Below are 14034 nucleotides of genomic sequence, written 5' to 3' on the forward strand. Positions count from 1 at the left end.
TAAAACCCTTTCAAGCACAAGTAACCACTCAATGGCATAGTAAGGCGGCTTCGAGCATGCTTTCAATAGATAAGATCTTTTTTTGGATAGCTGAAACTTCAGTTAGATTTTGCTCATCAAGCAAGTATACCACTTTGAGAAAGCATTTCCTATTTCTTTAATCCTCTTTTTCTCAGTAACTTTATATTCTTTTTTGAATATTCCTTTTTTACTTATCCATTCTAGACATAGAGGTTCAAAGCGTACGAAAGGGTGAATGGATCACAAAGGCAACTTTTGGGTACAAGAACGTTACCCTACCTACCGGCAAGAAGATGATCGAGGTTGATCCTCAGAATACTACTTTCGTTATTAAAATTTTTGAACTTTATGTCACTCACATTCACTCGTTTTAAACAATTGCTGATGAAATGAATAAGCTAGGATTGCCAAACGCTCAAGGAAATCTGTTAGGATCTAGCCGAATTAAAATCACTCTTAAGAATCCTTTTTACTTTGGTGTTATGCGCATAAAAGGAGAGCTATATCCGCATCGATACCCGCTTTTAATATCTGAAGGCCTACTTGGCCAAGTACAGGATATTATGGCAGGTCACAATAAAGCTCCTATTCACTATGCAGGTCATCCCATTCTTTTTAGGGAATTGATTACGTGCGAGCCTAGTGGATGCGCTGCCACTGGAGATATAAAAAAGCAAAAATATATTTACTATAGCTGCAATAACTCCAAGCGAACATGCCAAAAGATTTGGGTTAGAGAGGAGTAAGCTTTAACTCCTCTAATGGAATATCTTGACCAGCTTCAGCTACCCGATGTAGCAATTGAAGAGATTGTAACCTATCTTAAAAAATCTTATGCGCATGAACAAGAATTTTTTAAACATTTCTAAGACACACTTTGCAAAGAGCTAGATCATATTCAAAGCCGTCTAAGCTCATTGATATGCATCTGGATAGAGCGCTTGATTCTGACACCTATCATTCCAAGCTCGAAGAATATAAGAGACAACAGTGCGAGATAATTTCAAAGATGAAAGTACATGCCAATACCCATAGAAGATGTCTAATCACGGCGAGAATAGAGTTGGATTTGGCAAAACGAGCAAAGAACCTCTTCAGGAGGTGGAAGATGAACAAAAACAACAATTGTTAAATTTAGTTTTTTCGAACTTGAAATTGAAAGAAAAAAGATTGCTTGTGACGCTGCGTGAGCCATTTTTGCTGCTCCTGGCAACATCACTTCAACCAAAGAATCTCCGGAAGTAGGATTCGAACCTACGACCAATGGATTAACAGTCCACTGCTCTACCGCTGAGCTATTCCGGATCAGAAAGCGGTATATTACATAATAAGCTTAATATTTGGCAAGAAAAAGCGGCAATTTATTTTGCCGCTTTTATTTTTTAGTAGTCCATCCCTCCAGGAGGCATGGCAGGAGCAGCTTTTTCATCTACAACATCGGCAATGAGAGCTTCTGTAGTAATTAACAAGCCAGCTACTGAGGCTGCATTCTCTAATGCGCATCGAGCAACTTTGGTAGGATCTAAAATTCCCGCTTTGATCATATCGGTAAATTCGCCCGTTAAAGCGTTATATCCTTGGGTATCCGATAATTTTTCTACTTGTTGAAGAATGATAGGACCCTCTTGGCCTGCATTCTCTGCTAGCTGGCGAAGTGGCGCACTTAATGCTTTGGCAATAATTTTAGCGCCAGTTTTTTCGTCACCCTCTAAACTTTCTGCTAAGCTTAGCACTGAAGGTACGCAGCGTATGTAAGCTACACCTCCACCAGGCAAGTAACCTTCCGCTACTGCAGCTGCAGTGGCATGATGAGCATCATCGACACGATCTTTCATTTCTTTCATTTCCACTTCAGTAGCCGCACCCACACGGATGACAGCAACGCCACCAGATATCTTAGCTAATCGTTCTTGTAGCTTTTCACGATCGTAATCAGAATCCGTTTCTTCAATTTGACGTTTAATAAGCGATGCACGTTCCTCTATCTTTTTCTTATCACCCATGCCTTCAACGATCGTTGTTTCGTCTTTATTAACAATAATTTTCTTAGCACGTCCTAGCATCTCTAGTGTTGTACTTTCGAGCTTCATTCCAAGTTCTTCGCTGATCACTTGAGCCCCTGTTAAAATCGCAATATCTTCTAACATAGCCTTACGGCGATCGCCAAATCCTGGAGCTTTTACTGCACAAAACTTTAGGCCCGTGCGCAGACGATTTACTACTAAGGTAGCCAATGCCTCTCCTTCCACATCCTCAGCAATAACAAGCAATGGCTTTCCACTTTCAGCGCAAGCTTGCAGGATAGGAATGAATTCTTTTAAAACGGAAATCTTTTTTTCATAGACTAACACAAAAGCATCTTCTAATATACACTCTTGGGTTTCCGGATTGGTCATAAAATAAGCAGAAAGATAGCCTCGATCAAAATTCATTCCTTCGACTACATCAAGCGTCATCTCAAAACCTTTAGCTTCTTCGACCGTGATGGTTCCATCTTTCCCCACCCTTTCCATGGCTTTAGCTATGATTTCTCCAATCTGTTGATCATTATTGGCAGATATAGTGGCTATTTGAACAATCTCTTTAGAATCTTGAACTTTTTTGCTGCGGGATTGTAATTCTTTAACGACTGCTTTGACAGCTTTTTCAATACCACGGCGTAAACTAAGCGGATTTGCTCCAGCGGCCACATTACGAAGACCTTCGGCATAAATGAATTCAGCGAGCACTGTAGCTGTAGTTGTACCATCTCCAGCTTTATCAGCTGTCTTACTAGCTACTTCTTTCACCATTTGAGCGCCCATATTCTCATGCTTGTCTTCCAACTCAATTTCTTTAGCTACAGTCACACCATCTTTGGTAATGTGAGGTGTTCCATAGGCTTTATCAATAATCACATTGCGTCCTTTGGGACCTAGTGTGACTTTTACGGCATCAGCAAGAATGCGTACACCTTTAAGAATTTTTTGACGAGCATCTTCTTTAAATTTAATATCTTTCGCAGTCATAATCTGTTTCTCCTTGAACCTATGTTATTCTACAATACCAATAATATCATCTGCTTTTAAGATGACATACTCTTCATCTTCTAGTTTGATATCTTGGCCTGAATATTTCTCCATAATAATGATATCGCCTATATTTACAGGGATAGGGATCAACTGTCCCTTTTTGTCTTTTCTACCAGTACCAATCGCTACAACTTTGGCTTGCTCCTGCTTTTTCTTTGCGCTGTCCGGCAAAATGATGCCACCTTTCAACTTTTCTTCCTGCTCAAGACGACGAACAAGCACTCTGTTACCTAGAGGCTTAAATTTGACGTTCAAGATTTGTTGTTCTTTTGTTTGTGTCTGTTCCATAAAAACTCCCTACTTTGCAAGATTTAAATACATGTTCCAGAGGATAGAAGCCTCACTATATTTTAAGAGATTAAATTTTCGCAAGCTAAATTTAGCAATCATCAATAGAAAGTGCTAAAAATCTCTAATTTTTATTTCTGGCAGTTTTTTTGGCTACGCTCTTTTTTTTGCCTAGTAAAAAAGCTAATTCTTGTACCAGCTCTTGAAATTTATGAATGGCTGCTTCAACAGGTGCAGACGAGCGCATATCCACTCCAGCTTTTATTAACAACTCGATCGGATACTGACTAGAGCCGCTTTTCAAAAAAGATAGATAAGCCTCTCGTTCTTTTTTACCCCCGTGGGATACTTTTTCTGAAAGGGCCAGAGCGGCACTGATGCCTGTAGCATATTGATAGACATAAAAATTGTAGTAAAAATGGGGAATCCTTGCCCACTCGTACTCTATTAAACGATCGATTACTGCAGGGCCAAAATAATGAGCATTAAGTTTGAAGAATTGCTCTTTAAGCATTTGTGGGGTAAGGGGAATGTTCTTTTCGGCTTTTTCATGAATAAAAAGCTCAAATTCCGCAAACATGGTTTGACGGAATAAAGTAGCACGAATATCTTCAATTTGCTGATTAAGCAAAAATATTTTCTCTTCCTTAGATTGAGCTTTTTTGAGCAGATAACGCATTAATAAGTCCTCATTAAATGTAGAAGCTACCTCTGCTAAAAAAATAGGATAATCGGCATATTGATAAGGTTGATTTTTACGACTTAGGTAGCTATGCATACTATGACCTGCTTCATGAGCAAGCGTGAAAACATCCCTTATAAGTCCTTTATAATTCATCAAAATATAAGGCATACTATCGTAGCAACCACTTGAGTAGGCTCCAGAGCGCTTATTTATATTTTCATATCGATCTACCCATCGTTCTTCTAAAAGCCCCCTTTTTAAAATATTCTGATACTCTGTACCTAAAGGTGCAACCGATTCTATTACAGCCTCTTCTGCTTCTTCATAACTCATTTTTATATCTAGGTGACTAGCTAAAGGAACATACATATCATACAAATGAAGAGGTCCTAAATTTAAAACTTCTTCTCGCAAACGAATATATTGATGGAGAACACCTATATTTGCATTTACGGCAGCGATCAAGGAATGATAAACCTTTACGTCGATGTTTTTTGGCAAAAGTGAAGCCTCTAAGCATGATTGGAAATTATGGGCCCGAGCATTAAAAATATGAGCTTGCACATTTCCATTTAATAATTCACACATGGTATTTTCATGCTGCATATATTTATTATGCATCTGCTCAAAAGCATTTTTCCGCAAAGTGCGATCTGAATTTCGTATGAATACTCCGTAGGAAGATTGCGTCAATTCATGCTTTTTTCTTTTACTATCGCTCACTTTTTCGAATTTAAAATCCGCATCATTGATCGCAGAAAAAGCTTTAACTCCTGTAGACATTGCCTCCCCCGATAAAGCGACAAGCTCTTCTTTTTCTGCCGATAAGGTATATTTTTTTAGCCGAACTATTTTCTCTAGGTAAAAACGATAGCTTTTCAAAAACTCGGCTGTCATTAACTTTTTTAACTCTATACCTGGCAAAGCAAGAAGTTCTGGCTCAAACCAGGCGCTTTCCTGGTTAAAAGCATGGTGTAAGTGAGTGATTTTAGCCAAAGCTGCTTTATATTCATCATTAGTAATATCTTCATCATGACGCAAGTGTGCATAGGTATATAGCTTAGAAAGCTTTCTAGAAATATCAAAAAGCACTTCCAAAGCTTTTTTAAGAGTTTGCGCACCTTTTCCTAGCTTACCTTTAAAGCGAGCCAATTGAGGCCAATGCGGAGATTTATCTATTTCAGCTACTGAGCTGAAATCTTTTTGCCAATCGGCTAAAGAATAATAAAGAGATTCTACATTCCAACAGTCCTTCTTAGCTACTTGTGAACGTTTTTTTAGCATATTGTACCTTTTGTAATGAAAGGTTTGAATATACATATTCGCGAATTGTATGTACAGCATGATGGGAAGCGATTATAAATAGGATGAAAGTAGACATAAGAATGAAATAACGAAATCGGCCTCAGCTTTAACTAACTTAATTGGGTTTAAAGCTACTCTTATCATTTGTTGATAACTTTGAGGATTAAGTCAATCTTTTTAGAAAAAAAACTGTGGGATTTTTTTTTCAAAATGCTGGCTGAAAGTATTCATCGGCCATCATTATTAGCTAAATAAATTGATCAAAGTCTATTCCTATTTTGGTAAGAAGGCGCTAATTCTTGCATTCTCTTAAGAGTCCAAGCAATTTAAATTTTCGATGCTATTTATTAACGATAGAAGGAAAAATTTTTAGGCCTCTATAATTTGAGGGGGGCTAGCAAAATGCAATTTACCGATTGAAAATTGGCTTTTTCCAACTCTTTGAAAATCCTTATTTAAAAGATACCTTCCCTCAAAAACCATTAATTTTCGATAAGGCATGATTGTTTAATGTTCTAAAATATATTTTATAAATTTAAAAAACGGCTGTTGAAATTTTGGCGCCATACTAACGCTTTACGTTGCACTTTATCTATATTTAAGCTTGCTGCTAAGCTCTCCCAATTTTAACCACCCCTATCCTCAGATCCTTTTTTCCCCAGAAAAAGTTATCACCGTTAAACTTTATAGATATTTATCTCGGATATGAAGCTACTTAGATAAAATCTGCAAGTGCATAGGAATGAAAATATTAGAGAGCATTCCACCTGCTATTCAAGCAAAACTTTGTTTACACGCTTCTGAGCAACTTTTTATGTAGTCATACACTTGATAAAAAACTTGTTTTTACGGGAAGAGTCAGCTTAGAAAAAGGTTAATTTTTTTTGGCTAAACAGACGTAGTTGCTTTAAAAGGTGTTATTAAAAAAATTATCAGTCACTTTGCCACTTAAAAAGATATCTATTTAAATGGCAAAGTGTTCCTCAACCCTTATGCTTTCAAAGGGAATAAGACTTTAAAAAGCATTTCTTTCACTTCTCAGCTTAAACGCTTTATTTAAGAGCATATTCCATGCTATTATTAGCTAATTGCGTTAAGGCAAAAGGTGAAGCATTTTCTGGATTAAGATTCCGTATGCTGTCAAATCTAGCACGATTATTTCCTAGATTAAATCCTAGTAGCCCATACATAGAAAGCAATAGCATATATTCAAACCCACTTGAAACAGCAACATCAGAATTCAAAAGCATAAATTTTGTATGAAGAAAGAGATACAAGAATAAAATTCCATAACTATTGACGTTTAATTCAAAATCAAGTTGATTGATTAGTCGATTATCCCACTTTAGCTGGCTAATTAAGAGCTCGACAGCTTTGCTTGTTACATATCCACCTGCAGAAGTTAAACCAAGTGTAAGCATGGCTGAACCTGTATGCCAATCATTTGTCATGATGCAAGCAATTGTAAAAGCTAAAAGTGCCAGCGATAAAACACCTGTTTTAACATACTCTGTTTTTCGAGCAGTAATTTCTAAACGACTTGCACCTGTTTGGCTATCTAATCTTTCATAATCTCTTTCTTGCAAAACGCGGGTAACGGCTCCTAAACAACCTAAAGTACTATAGGAAAGAGTAGCGTTAAAGGGAAATAGAATACCTGGTAAAACTTTACCTACTGTATCAAGCGTCCTTCTTCCAACACTCAGAAGTCTATTTTTGAGTGTCTTGGGATGATCCTCTATTTCGCGTAAATACTCTTTATATTTATAGCGGTTTTCCATCATCCAATCGTGAGCCTTTAAGCCATATCTACAAATGAAATTAGCTACTGTATAGCTTAAAGTTAAAATTCCTGCATGAAAATCCACGTGAAGAATCTTTTTAGAATTTTCTGGCATTTGTTGGCTAGCAATGATAAGTGCCGATCCAAAAGAAGCTAGAGCTAAATAGTGGACGGTTAAAGCCCATTTATTGGCTTTTCCTCCCAACATAAGCTGCCTTTTACGATTTTCTCTTGCCCAAGGGTATTCATTTTTAGGAAGCTTTCTGGGTTTGTTTAAAATATTATGAGCCACAAAGAAAGCCATGGAAGCGTAGGTGATCACACGTATACTCGTTTTCATGTGGTAGGCATCCTTGGAAGAAATATTTAAAGCTTCACAAATGTCGTCCAAATTAAGGTAGAGATTGGTAAAGGCAAATAAGCCTTCCGCTGCAAGACTGGCAAAAAAAGGATTTACCCATTGAGCGACTTTCTTGGGCGTACAATAATGTGAATAAAGACGTACGGTAGCTCCCAATCCAGCAGCACTTAAGACTTCTACAGGGGAGTTGCCCCAGGTTGTAGCATTTAATGCAGTCAATGTGGTGGAACTGATAAGCAGAAAAGGGAGAGTCGTCTGCCATGTTAATTTACACATACTAGATAGCTTAGTCACTTTAGACCGCTTAATGGCTTTTTTCTTTATCGAACGAGAAGCAACACGCCCTACAGAAATTTCTTCATCCGAAGAAGAAAAACGTTCTATGTCACTATTGATGGCAGGAGGATGGGGAGACAAAAAATCTTCTGTCTCACTCCCTCCTTCCAATGAAGTATAAGGAAAAGCAGCCCTTTCGGCATCACTGTTCTCCAAGTCAGAATCAAAATGATTTTCAAGAGGCCTTTGCCTATAACGATTAATAAATGAACTGATGCTCATAAATATAAAAACCTAATTTTTAAATATTATTGAAATTATCCCTGTTGTCAGAAGAGATTATAATTAGCAGAATGTCTTTACCTTTTAACCTTAAAAAACCTTTAGTCAAGTTTGTTATAACATCTAGCTTTTTGCTCTCACCCCTTTTTATGAACTTCAGGAAAGAGAGAAAAATTTGGCTCTATTACATGCTTTGATTCCTATTTCCCTCTTTGCAAAGCATAGAAACAAACAACACATCGCCGGAAGCGAGGTATAGATGTTTAAACTTCTTAAAAACTTTAAATAGATCAGGCAAAAAAACTTACAAACTTAAAATACCATCCGACCATCTCGCTCTAAAGCTTACTCCTCCAGGTATTCTTAAAGCTTTAAAATAAAAATTACAAGTAAAAAAAGTTATGTTATCCTATAGTTAAATATAAAAAGCTCAGATTTAAACCAATATGTAAAAAAAATCTTTTACTTATCTATTTATTGATTAGATAAGTAAAAGATTTTGTTTTTTATTTAGGGTTAAACGAAGAAAAAGAGTGGCAAACTTTTGTAAGCTCTGACGAAAAAACATTTTCTCAATGAGAATTTCTATATTCCATGCAATTATTAGCGGCCTGCGCTAGCGCAAAGCTTGAAGCATTTTCGGGATTTAAATTGTGCACACTACCAAATCTTGCACGATTATTTCCTAGGTTGAATCCTAGCAATCCATACATAGAAAGTAATAGAGCATATTTAAAACCACTAGATACATCCACATCAGAATTTAGAAGCATAAACTTGGTATGGAGAAAAAGATATAAGAACAAGATCCCGTAGCTATTAACGTTTAATTCAAAATCAAGTTGATTGATCACTCGATTGTCCAAATTTCGCTGGCTAATCAAAAGTTCCACAGCCTTACTTGATAAGTATCCTCCTACAGAAGTTAAACCAAGCGTAAGCATTGCTGAACCCGTATGCCAATCATTGGTCATCATGCATGCGATTGTAAAAGCTAAAAGCGCGATAGACAAAACGCCCGTCTTAACATATTCAGCCTTTCTAGCTGTGATTTCTAAAGGTGTAACTCTCGTGTAGCTATGCAACCTTTCATAGCTTCTCTCTTGAAGAACACGTGTAGCAGCTCCTAGACATCCAAGAGCACCATAAGAAAGAGAGGCATTCAAGGGAAATAAAAATCCTGGCAAAACTCCGCTAAAAGTTTCAAGAGTTCTTCTGGCAAGGATCAAAATCCTATTCTTAAGTGCTGTGGGTTCTCTGTCAAGGCCTTGAAAATATCCTCGGTAGGAACTATTATTTTCTAACGACCAATCATGAGCCTTTAAGCCACACCTGAAAATGAAATTAGCTGCCGTATAACTTAAAGTTAAAATGCCTGCATCAAAATCTAAATGAAGAATTTTTCTAGAATTTTCTGGCATTTGTTGGCTAGTCACTATGAGAGCTGCCCCCAAGGAAAACAAAGCTAAATAATGAACAGCCAAAATCACTTTATTAGCTGATCTTCCTAAAATAAGAAGCCTAGTACGTAGATCAGAATCCTGGGAAGGTAATTCTTTAGGTTTTGCTAAAATATTATGAGTGACAAAAAAAGCAGTGGAAGCATAGGTGATCGATCGAACAAGAGTTTTAAGAGCCTCTTCATAGCCGGACAATAATCTTCCCTCTTGGCTTATATCATCCAAATTAAGATAGAAATTGGTCAGCGCAAATAAGCCTTCTGCCGCTACACTGGCGAAAAAAGGAGGGGCCCATCGTGCAATCTTTCCAGAAGAGCAATAGTGTGAATAGATACGTAAAGTAGCACCTAATCCGGCAGCACTCAGCATTTCAACTTGCCGATTATCCCATTTTGCTGCATTTGCACCTATAATGCCGGCAGACAATCCATACAGTAAAGGTAAGACTGTTGTCCAGGCCGATTTACAGCTATTTGCATAATCATTCTCTCTTAAAGGAGCAATACCATTATTTGCCCTTTCAGATTCACTCTCATTTTCTTCATTAGAAATTGGATAGTAGGGATTGCCAAGAGCCTGATTTAAGCTTCCAGCCTCTATCCTTCTGTACGGTTGGGCACTATCCTCGTCGCTACCCTCTTCGAATGAAAGATCATCATTTATACGTGCGAAAGATCGCTCACTACAATAATTGCCCATCCGTGAAATAATGCCCATCAATCTATCAACCTAATTTTTATTTGTTATAATTATTTTTAATGGATGCAAAGTAAAGTTCTTATCTTCTCAATTTTAGTATTGATCTGTAGAAAAATAATAAAGCTATTCCTTAAACAATCTCATCCGCATTTTTATCCTTCTCTACCTCTTGGTCTCCATCAGGCCCCGGGCCAAAATTAATGGCATAAAGATTTTGCCGCTTCTCCTCCTCTACCTCTTGCCCTTGATCGCCTGTGGGCCCAGGGCCAAAATGGATGGCATGTAAGCGATGGCTAATCTTTAATCCTGCACCCAACATGGGCGTTAGACTTAAGCAAGCTACTCCGAGAAAAAAACATATAGACTTTAGCATAACCTTACTCCTTTAAACTTGTTCTTAATCTCTTTTTTAATGGCTAGCAACTAAAAATACTATTAAAAATTTATTTAAAATTTCTTTTTAAACATAAAATATTCATGGCTAAACGAATATGCTAAAATATTTTTTAATTTTTTTATGAAGGTTCTTAAAACTTTTAATTGTCTTTCTCTTTAGAATGTGACGACAAAAAAAAGACGATATTTTTTTCCCTCTAAGTTATTAATCAATAAACGCTTATGTTAAAACAAGCCCTTGAGAAAAAAATTTTATTTGCAGAATATTTAATTAGGGCGTATCCATTTTTGGGAGGCAGGAATATTTTTAATTAAATTAAGGGCAGCTTGAAAAGCTTAAGGTGATAGCATGACAATCAAGCTAATTGTAAAACAAGGTTAATGAATATGGCCAAACTTACGAATAATAAGAGATATACAGGAATTTTTGTCGTGCAAAATGATCGAGGCTTGCATACACGGCCTTCAACAGAAATTGTCAAATGCGCTACAAGTTTTAGATCGGAAGTCCATCTCATTTACCAAAAAAGTTATGTGAATGCTAAGTCTTTACTAGGTATTCTGATGCTGGCCGCTACTAAAGGCTCTAAAATTCAAATAGAAGCCGAGGGTGAAGATGCCCAAGAGGCTGTTGCTAGCCTAATTGCTTTAGCTAAAAACAATTTTAATATTAAATATTGATTGATTAAACGTTCATTCTTCCTCAATTGCCAAGGTCTTTTCCAAAACTTCGCGTGTGCAAAAAACAGGAGCATTATTCATTAATGCAAGAGTTATGCAATCGCTAGGCCTAGCATCAATTTCTACAATATGGCGTCTTACCCCTGCATCTTGTTCTAAAAATAGGCGTGCAAAATATGTGGTATCCTGGATGTCATTGATAACGACTTGTTTAATTCTAATTTCATACCCTCGGAAAATATAACTAATAAGATCATGAGTAAGGGGTCTAGCTTTCTCCGCGCCTGTTAAAAAAATTTGAAGATTACGGCCAATAGCAGGATCAGTATAGATAGCAAATTTTTTTCCCTGCCCTTTCAAGATTACTACCGTATAAGAGCGAGTTTGCATGATTTTATCAAAGGAAAGTTGAATAAGTTCAGAAAGCATAAATAATAAATCCTGAGTAAAAGAGGAGATTCCCTCGTTGATCTAAAAACTAACCGTTATTAACCTTAAGCTGTAAATCTATTAAGTTGGTATTCTAAAGATTTTCTCTTTTATCTGTCTTTCTTTTCTTCTGGAAAAAGGCTTGCTATCCCTTCCTCCCATATGGCCAACCGATGCAAAAAGCCTTCATCTTCACTAAAGAGGGTAAAATCCTAAAATATCGATTATTTTAATTCCGTAAAAATTTTCACTTTTCCATCATTATAGCCCACAATAATTCTTCCCGCTAGACCAATGAAAAGGCCAGATTCTACCACACCTACAATTTCGCTCAGTCGTTGGTGCACTTGCTCAGCTTTTTCTAACTTTTCTTTGAAATAAATATCGTAAATATAATTTCCATTATCGGTGCAATACAGCTTTTTTTCATCATGCGTCCTTATTTTACCTTGATAACCTAGCTGTTCAAGGCGATAAATAGTTGCCGGATAAGCGAAGGGAACAATTTCAACGGGCAAAGGAACTTGTCCAAGCTTTTTAACAAGTTTAGCTTGATCCACAATAATAACCATTTCCTTACTCATGCTAGCCACAATTTTTTCTCTTAGTAGCGCGCCACCCCCACCTTTAATCATTGTTTTGTTAGCATCAATTTCATCAGCTCCATCCACCGTTAGATCGATAGAAAAAAGAGTATTGATATCAATTAAAGGAATGCCTTTTTCTAATGCTAACTTTTGAGATTGAGAGGAAGTAGCCACCGCTTGAATTTTAAGGCCCTCCTCACATCGCTGAGCAAGCTTTTCAATGAAAAAAGCTGTGGTAGAACCAGTACCTAATCCTACTGTCATTCCGTTTTCTACCAAATTTGCCGCCGCAAAGCCGGCCGATTTTTTCGCAATTTGCTGGCCGATAAAATTATTATCTGACATTATAATCTCTTTTAAAGTTTATTCGCATTATTAGTAGGCCTATGATTACATTACAAGAACTTTGTGTTTACTTAGATAAACTTTTAGAGCCTAGCTCCATCAAGGATTATGGTTTAAATGGCTTACAGGTCGAAGGAAAAAAAGAAATTTTAAAATTAGCTACCGCTGTATCGGCAAATTTGGAAACCCTTCAAGCTGCTGTTCACTGGAAAGCAGATGCTTTATTAGTCCACCATGGCCTATTTTGGAATCAGGATAGCTATCAAATCCGAGGAATAAAAAAAAATAAAATAGCTTTGCTATGCCAGCATAATCTTTCTCTAATCGCCTATCACCTTCCCTTAGACATCCATTGTAAATGGGGCAATAATTGGAGAGCTGCCACAGAAATGGGATGGGATAATCTTCAACCCTTTGGTTTAGCTAACGGCCTATGTTTAGGAGTTAAGGGCCGTTTGAAAAAAATGAGCCGTCTAGATTTTCGAAAAAAGCTAGAAGATTATTATGACCATGTTGCTCATCTAGCTCTAGGAGGGAAAGAAGAAATTGAAACTGTAGGCCTAATAGCAGGAGGCGGTTATAAATTCCTATCCTACGCTGCGGATGAAAAATTAGATTGCTTTATCTCAGGCAATTTTGATGAACCTGCCTGGAGCCAAGCCTATGAGGAAAAGATTAATTTCTTTGCTATGGGACATTCTGCGACTGAAAAAATTGGACCTAGAGCTTTAGCTACCCATTTACACGAAAAGTTTCAGATTGATTGCAAGTTTCTAGACATATATAATCCATTTTAAGGAAACCGGGTTATGTAAAATTATTTTGTCTTTGCTTAGTGAGATTTACAAGCGTCCTTTTCCTGCTTTAAAGATCCTATTTGTTTTCATCTTTATTCTTTAAATTTTTTAATGGCTTTTTGAGATTAGGCCTCCTTTTATGGAGTTTAAGGTAGCTACCACCACCGTTATGAGAGGAGGAAGAGATCCTGAATTTGCTTCTAGCTAATGAAATTATTTTCTCTTATCACTTATTTCTTTTTACAGCTATTTAAGCGCATGATAGGGAATTTCAAGCTTTTTTATCATTTCTATTAAGCTTGCTCTCTTTTCTTCTTAATCTGCTTTGTAGGTATCTCTCCTCTACCCTTTCATCAATAGTGGCTAGCTCTTTGCTCGCTATCCATCCTCTTTTTAAGCTAAATAACCCACCTTCCCCTGATTTATTTAGCTTTACATAATGGGGAGTAGCGATGTAAGAAAAATGGCGCTCATTATAAATCATCTTGCCATGCAAGAATAAATTTTTTCATACACTCATCTAGTTCATTGACAGAAAAATACTTAAAATTCAAAATAGCATCCATTC

At 36.9% G+C, this 14034-nt stretch carries 12 protein-coding genes and 1 tRNA gene; 3 read left to right on the plus strand and 10 right to left on the minus strand.

Annotated elements, in window-relative coordinates:
• Positions 1–410: 410 nt before the first annotated feature.
• Positions 411–767, plus strand: a complete 357-nt coding sequence (locus tag NEOC65_RS06800) for a hypothetical protein (RefSeq protein WP_166155774.1) — start codon at positions 411–413, stop codon at positions 765–767.
• Positions 768–1254: 487 nt separating this feature from the next.
• Here the strand turns inward: NEOC65_RS06800 and NEOC65_RS06805 are convergent.
• The 7 genes from NEOC65_RS06805 to NEOC65_RS06835 form a co-directional block, all read right to left on the minus strand.
• Positions 1255–1326, minus strand: a tRNA-Asn gene (locus tag NEOC65_RS06805).
• 77 nt (positions 1327–1403) lie between these two features.
• Positions 1404–3029, minus strand: coding sequence for a chaperonin GroEL (gene groL / locus NEOC65_RS06810; protein WP_166155771.1), 1626 nt, complete (start codon positions 3027–3029; stop codon positions 1404–1406).
• Positions 3030–3053: 24 nt separating this feature from the next.
• The gene (locus NEOC65_RS06815; protein ID WP_213156103.1) at positions 3054–3380 is read right to left on the minus strand and encodes a co-chaperone GroES; all 327 of its coding nucleotides are present in this window, start codon (positions 3378–3380) and stop codon (positions 3054–3056) included.
• Between the two features lie 124 nt (positions 3381–3504).
• The gene (gene pepF, locus NEOC65_RS06820) at positions 3505–5349 is read right to left on the minus strand and encodes an oligoendopeptidase F (RefSeq protein ID WP_213156104.1); all 1845 of its coding nucleotides are present in this window, start codon (positions 5347–5349) and stop codon (positions 3505–3507) included.
• 1073 nt (positions 5350–6422) lie between these two features.
• A complete protein-coding gene (locus NEOC65_RS06825; RefSeq protein ID WP_213156105.1) occupies positions 6423–8072 on the minus strand; it encodes a hypothetical protein in 1650 nt (549 codons plus the stop codon).
• Between the two features lie 572 nt (positions 8073–8644).
• A complete protein-coding gene (locus NEOC65_RS06830; protein WP_213156106.1) occupies positions 8645–10249 on the minus strand; it encodes a hypothetical protein in 1605 nt (534 codons plus the stop codon).
• Between the two features lie 112 nt (positions 10250–10361).
• Positions 10362–10604 carry a hypothetical protein gene (locus NEOC65_RS06835; protein WP_213156107.1) on the minus strand — a complete coding sequence of 81 codons (243 nt, stop codon included), beginning with the start codon at positions 10602–10604 and terminating at the stop codon, positions 10362–10364.
• Between the two features lie 410 nt (positions 10605–11014).
• On the opposite strand from NEOC65_RS06835, the gene NEOC65_RS06840 reads away from it, so the two are divergent.
• Positions 11015–11308: an HPr family phosphocarrier protein gene (locus NEOC65_RS06840; protein WP_166155753.1), complete on the plus strand. Its 294-nt coding sequence runs from the start codon at positions 11015–11017 to the stop codon at positions 11306–11308.
• A 12-nt stretch (positions 11309–11320) separates the two neighbouring features.
• On the opposite strand, the gene NEOC65_RS06845 is transcribed toward NEOC65_RS06840, so the two are convergent.
• Both NEOC65_RS06845 and rpiA read right to left on the minus strand, forming a co-directional pair.
• Positions 11321–11737 (minus strand): bifunctional nuclease family protein, encoded by a 417-nt coding sequence (locus tag NEOC65_RS06845; RefSeq protein WP_166155750.1) that lies wholly within the window; start codon positions 11735–11737, stop codon positions 11321–11323.
• Between the two features lie 224 nt (positions 11738–11961).
• Positions 11962–12669, minus strand: a complete 708-nt coding sequence (rpiA, locus tag NEOC65_RS06850; protein ID WP_166155747.1) for a ribose 5-phosphate isomerase A — start codon at positions 12667–12669, stop codon at positions 11962–11964.
• Positions 12670–12710: 41 nt separating this feature from the next.
• Between rpiA and NEOC65_RS06855 the strand changes: the two genes are divergently transcribed.
• Entirely contained in the window at positions 12711–13466 is a 756-nt protein-coding gene (locus tag NEOC65_RS06855) for a Nif3-like dinuclear metal center hexameric protein (RefSeq protein WP_166155744.1), read from the plus strand.
• A gap of 271 nt (positions 13467–13737) precedes the next feature.
• Here the strand turns inward: NEOC65_RS06855 and NEOC65_RS06860 are convergent, their stop codons facing one another.
• Positions 13738–13950, minus strand: coding sequence for a hypothetical protein (locus NEOC65_RS06860; protein ID WP_213156108.1), 213 nt, complete (start codon positions 13948–13950; stop codon positions 13738–13740).
• Between the last annotated feature and the right edge of the window lie 84 nt (positions 13951–14034).

Origin of the sequence: Neochlamydia sp. AcF65 (genome assembly GCF_018342435.1) — a bacterium.
Classification (GTDB): Bacteria; Chlamydiota; Chlamydiia; order Chlamydiales; family Parachlamydiaceae; genus Neochlamydia.